7 protein-coding genes, 1 tRNA gene and 3 pseudogenes are annotated in these 8,725 nt (G+C 59.7%); 3 read left to right on the top strand and 8 right to left on the bottom strand.

Translation table 11 applies throughout. The features are described 5' to 3' along the window. Positions 1–137 precede the first annotated feature (137 nt). The 5 genes and pseudogenes from tnpB to DGA31_RS10130 form a co-directional block, all read right to left on the bottom strand. A complete protein-coding gene (tnpB, locus tag DGA31_RS10150; RefSeq protein WP_007247730.1) occupies positions 138–497 on the bottom strand; it encodes an IS66 family insertion sequence element accessory protein TnpB in 360 nt (119 codons plus the stop codon). Between the two features lie 44 nt (positions 498–541). Next, on the bottom strand, positions 542–1,090 hold the full coding sequence (locus tag DGA31_RS10145) for a Kelch repeat-containing protein (protein WP_152035011.1): 549 nt from the start codon (positions 1,088–1,090) through the stop codon (positions 542–544). Positions 1,091–1,251: 161 nt separating this feature from the next. Then, positions 1,252–1,770 carry a sialidase family protein gene (locus DGA31_RS10140; RefSeq protein WP_109512428.1) on the bottom strand — a complete coding sequence of 173 codons (519 nt, stop codon included), beginning with the start codon at positions 1,768–1,770 and terminating at the stop codon, positions 1,252–1,254. A gap of 85 nt (positions 1,771–1,855) precedes the next feature. After that, a pseudogene (locus tag DGA31_RS10135) lies at positions 1,856–2,020 on the bottom strand (transposase domain-containing protein); the annotation flags it as partial. After that, positions 2,009–2,257 (bottom strand): annotated as a pseudogene (locus tag DGA31_RS10130) (P2 family phage major capsid protein); the annotation flags it as partial. The pseudogenes DGA31_RS10135 and DGA31_RS10130, both read right to left, overlap by 12 nt. A 173-nt stretch (positions 2,258–2,430) precedes the next feature. On the opposite strand from DGA31_RS10130, the gene DGA31_RS10125 reads away from it, so the two are divergent. The 3 genes and pseudogenes from DGA31_RS10125 (at position 2,431) to DGA31_RS10115 (ending at position 5,462) form a co-directional block, all read left to right on the top strand. Then, positions 2,431–3,714: a hypothetical protein gene (locus DGA31_RS10125; protein WP_241509557.1), complete on the top strand. Its 1,284-nt coding sequence runs from the start codon at positions 2,431–2,433 to the stop codon at positions 3,712–3,714. Between the two features lie 91 nt (positions 3,715–3,805). Then, complete coding sequence (locus tag DGA31_RS10120; protein WP_109512427.1) at positions 3,806–4,048, top strand: hypothetical protein; 243 nt, start codon at positions 3,806–3,808, stop codon at positions 4,046–4,048. Positions 4,049–4,298: 250 nt separating this feature from the next. Next, positions 4,299–5,462 (top strand): annotated as a pseudogene (locus tag DGA31_RS10115) (tyrosine-type recombinase/integrase). A gap of 115 nt (positions 5,463–5,577) precedes the next feature. Here the strand turns inward: DGA31_RS10115 and DGA31_RS10110 are convergent. The 3 genes from DGA31_RS10110 to DGA31_RS10100 form a co-directional block, all read right to left on the bottom strand. Beyond that, positions 5,578–5,667, bottom strand: a tRNA-Ser gene (locus DGA31_RS10110). A 119-nt stretch (positions 5,668–5,786) separates the two neighbouring features. After that, entirely contained in the window at positions 5,787–6,503 is a 717-nt protein-coding gene (locus DGA31_RS10105) for a DUF3142 domain-containing protein (protein WP_241509556.1), read from the bottom strand. Next, the gene (locus DGA31_RS10100) at positions 6,500–8,665 is read right to left on the bottom strand and encodes a PA5441 family protein (RefSeq protein ID WP_109512426.1); all 2,166 of its coding nucleotides are present in this window, start codon (positions 8,663–8,665) and stop codon (positions 6,500–6,502) included. The genes DGA31_RS10105 and DGA31_RS10100 overlap by 4 nt, the downstream gene beginning before the upstream one ends. Positions 8,666–8,725: the final 60 nt, after the last annotated feature.

The raw sequence follows: 8,725 nt of genomic DNA, 5'->3' as shown, positions 1-8,725 counted from the left end.
AGGCGCTGCCTTAGTAGTGCAACTTGCTCTTCGAGCACGCCCATCCTGGACTGCATCTTCGCAAGCATCTGCTTGAGCAATTCAGGATCATCAGGAAGGTTGTCGGGCACGAAATTCATTCCCTGGATTATACCGAATCAGGCCACGAATCGCGGCGTCAAAACCTGATGGGGACGGTTACGCCAAAGGTCAAAGCCGTCGAGCATCCAATTGAGCTCCTGGACAGTCAGGACAATTGCTTCGTCGGTCACATCGGGCGATGTTTTGAAACGCTCAGACTCCAGGCGCTTGAGCCAAAGGCAGAAGCCGTTGCGCTCCCAGTACAAGATCTTCACGCGGTTGCGTGGCTTATTAAGGAAGACGAATAGCACGGGGTCGAACACCGCAACCTTGATGTCCAACTCGACCAAGGCTGCCAGACCGTCGATGGATTTTCGGAAGTCGACGGGCTTGGGGTACAGATACACTTTTTCGACTTTTGCATCAGGACGCATCATGGTTGGCGGGCTCCAGAAAGAAATCGGGAGCACAGCATCCGGGATCAATCAGCGGCTTTGAATGTGGGGTTCATGGAGCGCTTACGACCGGTCGGGCCGTTGCTCAGCGTGTTCGCCACCGGGTCGTAGATCTTGAACATCGTGGAGCTGTACGGGATCAGCAGGATCCGGCCATCGGGCAACTCTTCAGCACCGCTGAAGTACGGGCTGCCGGTCAGTCCGTGAGCCGGGCCCAAGGTGAACTCGTTGGTCACCGGGTCATAGATACCGATGTTGGCCGAGGTGCCAGGCACCAGGATCACCTTGCCCGTGACGCTGGAAACGACGGCGCCGAAGTAGCCGATGCTGCCGGTGCCCAGGTTGGGGCCCAGGCGAAACTCGCCAGTGCGGATATCGTACAGGCCGATGTTCGGCGACAGGGTCGGAGCCATCACCACCAGGCCGGTTTCCGGGTGCAGGCACCCGCCACGGAAACGGGCCGATCCGACAGGCACCGCAGGACCGTCCGAATAGGTCATGCGCACCGGATCGTACAGACCGATGTTGCCTTTGCTGTACGGGATAAACAGCACCTTGCCATCGGGCAAGTTCACAGAGCCATAGAACTTGTCGGCAACGGTAGTTGTAGACGGCCCCGAAGCAAATGTATTTGGCTTGGTGGTCGAAAGTCCTTCAATGGCCTTACGAACTTTGTAGGCGTGTGGGAAGAACGAAAGAACTTTATGATCGAATGCAGATACGCGCATGATATTCCTTAAGGGGTAGCCGGGTTGCTGACAATTTTCACAACAGGAACACTGGTTCCCGCGACGATTTCTTTTTCCATTACTTTGGCAATGCGGATCTGCCGTTTGCCCGCTGTTCGTTCGTTATCGTAAATAACGAAGATTTCGCCGTTATCGCCAAACTCGACAATCGGGTAAGAGACCTGGCCGGTGGAACTGGGCTCAAGTACGACCCGGTAGGGATAGGTGGCGCCGTCGTCGTCCGACAGCCCCACGGTCAAGGTCCGGCGGATCAGGTCGTTGTTCCAGCAGAACAGCAGGCGGCCCGAGGGCGTGCGGCCCAGCCACATGCGAGACGATGAACTCGGGGCGCAGGTGTTGTAGTCCTGCCAGGCGGTCCAGCTCTTCATCAGGTCGGTGCTGACCGAGTACAGGATCTGCGAGGACTCACCTGTCCAGCGCAGCAAGGCCAGCACGCTGCCGTCCGATCGCTGTACAAACTCGGTCTCGAAAAAACCACTGTGTTGCGTGCCGTTGTTAGGCGGCAACTGCGACAGGTGTTTGATCTTTTGATTGCGCCAGTCGAACGTATCCGATCCATGATCCCCACCTACCGCAAAGCAGTGATCAGGTTTACCGTGGCATCTCTGGCGAGCAGTTCCACGGCAGCAGCGCTTCGTAGTCTGCTACCGAAGAGGCATGCGGCAGCCGCTCCAGTACGTGGCGCAGCCACGTATAGGGCTCCTGGCCGTTGATCTTGGCGGTCTCGACCAAGCTATAGATCTGTGCGCTGGCGGTGATTACCTGTTCAGGGGCCTTCTCACGCAGCTGCTGCAGCCAGCCTTTGTTGACATCCTGCAGCATCGGGTACGTGACTTTGTTGGTCTGCACGGCCGCGTTCAGACCATGGAAACCGACCATGATGCGGTCCAGAGCGATTTGCTTCTGGACAGCGGCCGAGTACTTCGCATGGAAATCCAGAAACTTGGCCCAGGCGTCAATCTTCGCGTAGGACAGGCTGACATCAGATTCAGTACCAGAAGGAGCTGTACCAGGCGAAGCTGAACCCGCTGACCGCCCGGATCCGCAACATTCTGAAAAGCCGGCAGGTCGGCCTGACCTACTACTTCGCCGGCGAGGCCTTTATCAAGGATGGCAACGTCTATCCCATCAACAACGAGGACTATTTTGAGTTCGGCAAGCTGCGTTTGAAGACGCTGCAGAAGGGTGTTCAGGTCAAGCTGGAGCGCGACGGCAAGCGGTACAACGAAGAATGGCTGCGCCTGTTGTGGATCTGCTTTGGCAGCCAAGGGATTGCCGCCTTGCTGTTCTTCTTCGGATCGTTGTTCTGTGAGCAGATCCGCGCCAGGTTCCAGTCGTATCCGTTTCTGGAACTCACCGGCCAAGCCGGTGCCGGCAAGACCACGTTGCTCAACCTGTTGTGGAAACTGTTGGGAAGGGAAGGGTATGAGGGCTTCGACCCGATGAAGTCCACGAAGGCGGGGCGGTCCCGTCTTATGGGCCAGGTGTCAGGTATGCCGGTGGTGTTCCTGGAAGCCGATCGGAAGGAAGAAGATAAGCACTATGTCAAAGCCTTCGATTGGAACGAACTCAAGGACTTCTTTGGCGGCGGCACGCTGGCCACCAAGGGCATGAAAACCGCTGGTAACGAAACCTATGAGCCGCCGTTTCGCGGGACCATCGCCATCAGCCAGAACGCAGCAGTGGTTTCCGACGAAGCCATCATGACCCGTATCGCCAAGCTGCACTTTGTCCGCCCGACTGTTACGCCGGAGAGCCGCGCTGCAGCTGATCGCCTGAATGCTTTGGACGGTACAACCTTGAGTCACTTCCTGTTGCAAGCGCTGCGTAAAGAATCTGTGGTGATGGACATGTTTGGCCAAAGCATGCCAGGCCATGAGACTACGCTGCGTCGCCTGAACACGCACTGCTACGCCTGCAGTACTGAGCTGCCGGCCGAGAGTGGTTGCAAGCAGTGTGGCAACGCTTTGCGTGGCTCGATCAGGGTGGAGCGGATCATCAAGAACCACGCCCAACTGTTGAGCCTGCTCGACAGCATCCAACTGGTGGTGAAGCTGGAGCCGTACCAAGTCGAGGCGACCCAGCGGCAGATTATTGAAATGGCCTTGGAGCGGCAGAGCGTCACCAGCGCCGATCATCAAACTGTTGCGGAGTTCTGGCAGGTCTATGAGTACCTGGAATCGATCTACGACGACCCGTTGGTCAACCACAGCAAGAACCCGGATGTCATCGCCATCAACCTCAACGAGTTTGCTGAGCGGGCTGCCGAGCACCGTCAGAAACTGGCAGATGTCACCACCCTGAAAAGCCTTCTGAAAGAGTCTCGCAGTCGCAAATACCTTGATTACAAGGCGGTGGACAGTGCTGTGCGCTCGGCGCAGGCCATGCGTAATTCATTGGTAGGACGGTGCCCGACGGTTAAGTGCTGGATCTTCAAAGCCGGGGACTGATCGCCATTTGCTGACGCCGGCAGTGCCGGCATAAAGAAAGGCGCAGAGGAGCTGCAACTCCCCTGCACCAACCACCACCAGGAGTAACGCTATGGACGCACAACACCAAAGCGGCAGCGAGACGAAGGCTACCACATCGTCCCGAAAGCTGTTGGCCACCGCCATGATCGGCGCGGCCTTGATTGGCTATCAGGTGCACAAGACGCCCGATGCCCGAACCCGGCTTGAGAGCCTGGCCAGCTTGGCTTATCGGATGGGGGACATCAGCGAAGTGGAGGCGGCCATTGTATACAAGGCTATGGCGCGTACTGGCCAACATCTGAGGACTGCATGAATAAGACCAAAAGTTTTCCGTGGAACATTGACCTGCCCAGCGTCTGCGACCAGTGCGGCCGATGGCGGGTGCAGGGTAATCATGCTCAATGCAGCAAGCGTCGGCAGCAACAAAGTGCCCAGCTTAGAGCCCAGCAAAAGCAGTGATCACGTCCAGTAGAAGATGACCTGCAGCACACTAGGCCCGGAAACGGGCCTTTCTTTTTTATAGCGTCAGACTATTGCTACACGCTTAAGCATAAGGGCACACCATGAACGGAGTCGAAGCCAGGGGCAATTCGGTCCGCATCTATTTTCGCTACAACGGGGATCTGTGTCGTGAGCCTGTTCCGGGTGGTAACACCGAGGCCAGCCGGGCTCAGGCCAAGCGACTGGTCGACATCATCGAGTACGAGATCCAGGCCGGCACCTTTGAATATTCCCGTCATTTTCCCAACTCAGCCAGGCTGACCGATAACACCTTTGGTCATTACCTGGACCTGTGGTTGAGCATCCAGAAGAACAATGTCGCGGCCACCACCTATCGCGGTTACTCCAACAAGGCAGAGGTTCACGTCAGGCCCAAGTGGGAGAAGGTGCAGATCGACAGAATCGATCACCTGGATCTGCAGGAGTGGATACAGGGCACGCTGTCGGCACGCCTCGGCAACAAGACCATCCGCGACATCATCAGCAATGTTCGACAGGTGTTCAGGCTGTACCGCATGCGTAAGAGGGTGGCGCACGATCCGACCGAAGGTTTGCATGTGCGTTTGCCCGATCCGGCGCAGCCGGACCCATTCACCAAGGCGGAGATCGCGCAGATTCTGAGCACGCCCACCAGCCGGACTTACGAGCTGCTGATGATGCAGTTCATGATCTGGGCCGGGCCGCGTGTATCCGAGGCGCTGGCCCTGGCGTGGGAAGACGTCGACCTGCAGACAGGGACTGTGACATTCCAGCGATCAAAGGTTCACGGTGCGTATCGAGTGACGAAAACCCGGCGCTCGACGCGCAAGGTGCAACTGTTGCGACCGGCGCTCGATGCGCTGCGCAAGCTCAAGGTCTTATCGGCCAGATCAAAGCCGCATACGGTCGACGTGGTGTAGCGTGACAACCGGACTGTTCGGCAACACAAGTTGCACTTTGTGTTCCTCAATACCACCACGGGCGAGCCGCACGTCAATGACTTCAGCATCCGCGATCGGTTCTTCAAGACGCACCTGGAGTATGCCGGCGTGAGGTATCGCGGGCCTGGCCAGTGCCGGCACACCTATGCCAGCCAGTTGCTCAGCAGCGGGGTGGTTTCGATCGACTGGATCGCTGAGCAGATGGGTCACACCAGCAGCAACATGATCCGCAAGCACTATGGCACCTGGATCAACGAGGACGGCCCGGATGTGATCAGCATGCTGGAGCACGCCCTGCAGATGTAGTGCTAATTCCCAAAATGTTCCCATGGAGCGTCCCATGGGCCATTTTTCAGACGACGAAAACCACGAAGCCCCTGATTTTCTTCAATGAAATCAGGGGCTTCGCGTTTCTTCAATATGGCGGTGAAAGAGGGATTCGAACCCTCGATACGATTTCTCGTATACACACTTTCCAGGCGTGCTCCTTAAACCACTCGGACATCTCACCGTATCTCGCGTCACATGTTGTGTCTGCCGAGGCGCGCTAATTTAGTCGAAGGTCCTTGCCAATGCAAATCTTTTTTTCAGATTTTTCATGTGCTTAAGCAGAAAACCGGTTTTCGCTGATCAGCGGTTCTGCAGGAACACCACATAGCCCGCGAACCCCGGGCTGTCTTGCAGGTAATCCGGGGCTTGCCATTGGCCGCCCTGGATCAGGCCGACCTTGAAGGGCAGGCCCAGTCGGCTCAGGCGCGGCAGGTAGGCGCCGTAGTCGGGAATGCTGTGGCGGCCCTGGTAGGTTTGCACCACCACCTCGTCAATCACGCCCTTGAGCTGGCCGATGGTGCTGGCGTCGGCGTTGCTGCTCCAGTCCATCAGGCCGGTGATGCTCAGTCGGTAATCAGCCGGCAGGCGCTGGCGCAGGTCACGCAGGAAGGCCACGTATTCGTCCAGGTAACGGGTGCGGGCGTCGAAGTCGATCTGGATGCCCATCACCGGGTTGCCGGCCTGGCGCCAGCGTTCGACCTGGCCGAGCAACTGGCGGTACACCGAGTCCGGCCAGCGCAGGGTATGGGCGCGGTACACCACCCACAGTTGCGCCTGCGGCAGGCGCGCCACGCTTGGGCCCTGGGCGACGAAGCGCACCTGCGGATCGCGGCGCGACTGGCTGATCTGCCCTTGCAGCACATACAGCGTGCGCGCCTTAGCCAGCACCGGCTGGGAGGCGACGCCGCCCCACAGCCAGAAGGCATCGTAGTCGCGGGCATCGACGGTGGCCTGCGCGGGCAGCGTGCCCAGCAGGCCGAACAGGGCCAGCCAGCGCCAGGCCTTGTAGGCGATCACCAGTAGTACTGCAGGGTCTTGCCCCACTGCGTGGTGGCGTAGCTGCTTTTCAGTTGCTTGAACCAGGCCTTGCGCACGGCCGGCTCGACCTCCTGGCCGCCGCAACTGTTGTAGCCGGCCGGACCGTAGCAGTTGATGGCGCGAAACAGCGCATAGGCCTTGTCAGTGGCGGCGGCCTTGGGGTTGGCGATCACCAGGCGGTAGCCGTCGAGTCGCGAGAACACCGGTCCGCTGAAACCCGGTGCGCTGCCGCCCAGTGTGTCGGCGTCACGACGCTGGTCCAGCGGCATGCCATCGAGGCGGTTGCGCAGGATGAATTCACCCAGGCAGTTGAGCGCCTGCGGGTTTTTCGCATCGGTTTGCAATGTCGCTGCCGTTTGCACGATGGCCGGGCAGGTGTAGCCCGACTCGGCCTTGTCGCCTTGCCACTGAAACAGTGCCAGCGACGGGCCGGGTTGATAGACGTAGCCCAGGCCGTAACCGAGCTTTTCATCGGGCAGGGGCGAGGGCAGGCGTTTGAGGTCTTCGGCGAAGTCGTTGTACCGACCGCGCATCAGGTCTTTATACAGGAGCACGAACAGTGCCAGATTACGCTCGCTGGCATCCAGGCCCTGGCTGGCCTGCTGGCGCAGCAGGTCGGCATCGGCGACATGGCTGAGCAGGATATTGCGTACCTGGCGCGACGTGATCGGTGAGTCACTGGCGAAAACGCGGGACAGTTGTTCGTCGCGCTCGAAGCTCATGGCCAGCGCCAGTTCCAGTTGTTCGCGCTGCAAGGGCGCCTGCGCCTTGGGCAGCAGGTCCAGCCAGGTCTGTTGCGCGCCTTTCCAGTCCTGGCGCGCCTCCAGTGCCAGGCCGCGCAGGATGTGCCGGCTCAAGCCCAGGTAATCCAGGCGTTCGCCCGGCGTCGGGGCCGGCGGCAGGTGCTTGAGGGCTTGCCCGGGGTCGTCCTGGCGATACAGCGCATGGGCGGCCAGCAGGTATTCGTACAAATCAGGCTGGTCGGCAAACACCGCCCGCTGGGCCTGCAGGTCGGCCAGGGTCAAGGGCGGGGTCGCCTGCTCGCGCATTTTCATCAGGTCGCTGACGGCCATCAGCATCGGGTCCTGCAATGGGCCGGTGCTGCGCATCAACAGCTTGATATCGACCTCGTTGACCAGTTCATCCAGGCTCAGGTTACGCCGTTGATCATCGGCTTGCGCCAGTTGCCAGGCGTAATCGTCGGCCAGCGCAGGGTCGTTGCCGCCCAGCCAGTGCACACGGCGCAAAAGCCCCTTGGCCGACACCGCATAGGCGCCGTCGGGCCAGGTGCTCAGGTAGTGGGCAAATCCCTGTTCGGCCTGTTGCAGCAGGGTTTTGTCCACGCGCGCCAGGTCAAGCTCGCTGTATTCGTTGAAGGCCGTTTCCTGCACATGATTGAGTGCCGTACGCGCGCCCATGTAGGTGGCGGTCTGTTGCAGCCAGGGCTGGGGGCTGTTGGCCAGGCTGGCAAAGCCCTGGCTGGCCTCGTTAAAACGTCCACTGTAGAAATCGCTGGCCGCACGCAGGTAAGTGGCGAACGCCTGGGCGCTGGCCGATGACAACTGTGTCGGCATCAGGCTGACTTGTTGCTCAGGCGTCCAGCTGCATGCGCCGAGCATTTGCAGGCGGCTGTCGGCCAGTGCCTTGCGCTCGCTGTCCGAGGTGTCGGTGCTGTCCAGCACCTGGCCGATGAATGCCGCGGCGCTGTCGCGATCATTGCTGCGACAGCGGCTGCCTTCACCGTTGAGCAGGTCGGCGCCTGCGGTGCTTTGCGGTACGGTCAGGCCCAGGCGTTGCAAAGGAGCGACCAGAGGATCGGAGCGCTCGACGGCGGCTTGATCGGCGGCGGGTGCGACCGGGTAGAGCCGCGAAGCAGGGAAGGGCACCGGGCCATAGCCTTGCTCAAGGTCGGTGGCATTCAACGGCTGCGGCTTGAGTGCCAGCGCGCCCTTGTCGGCCAGCAGCAGGCGCAGGTTGACCTGGCTGTCGTTGCCCGGGCTGAGAAAGGCCAGGCTGCTGCAGATCGACAGGTCCTCCTTGATCATTGACCAGCGTGGGTAGCATGAATCATCGCCGCTGGCGTAAGCGCCGGTGGCGAAGGTGGAGCCGGCAATCAGGGCAGTCAACAACTGCGTGCGCATGAAATGTCCTTGAATTCAAAGGCAGAATAAAAGAGAGGCGAAACAGGTCGGCGCGCATCA

This window comes from Pseudomonas ovata, assembly GCF_003131185.1.
Lineage (GTDB): Bacteria > Pseudomonadota > Gammaproteobacteria > Pseudomonadales > Pseudomonadaceae > Aquipseudomonas > Aquipseudomonas ovata.
Note: the sequence above shows the minus strand (reverse complement) of the source record. Positions and strands in the feature narration are given on the sequence as shown.

Coding starts and splice junctions, on each gene's coding strand:
- tnpB (WP_007247730.1), bottom strand. CDS start 497: ATGATGCGTCCTGATGCAAAAGTCGAAAAAGTGTATCTGTACCCCAAG.
- DGA31_RS10120 (WP_109512427.1), top strand. CDS start 3,806: ATGGACGCACAACACCAAAGCGGCAGCGAGACGAAGGCTACCACATCG.
- DGA31_RS10100 (WP_109512426.1), bottom strand. CDS start 8,665: ATGCGCACGCAGTTGTTGACTGCCCTGATTGCCGGCTCCACCTTCGCC.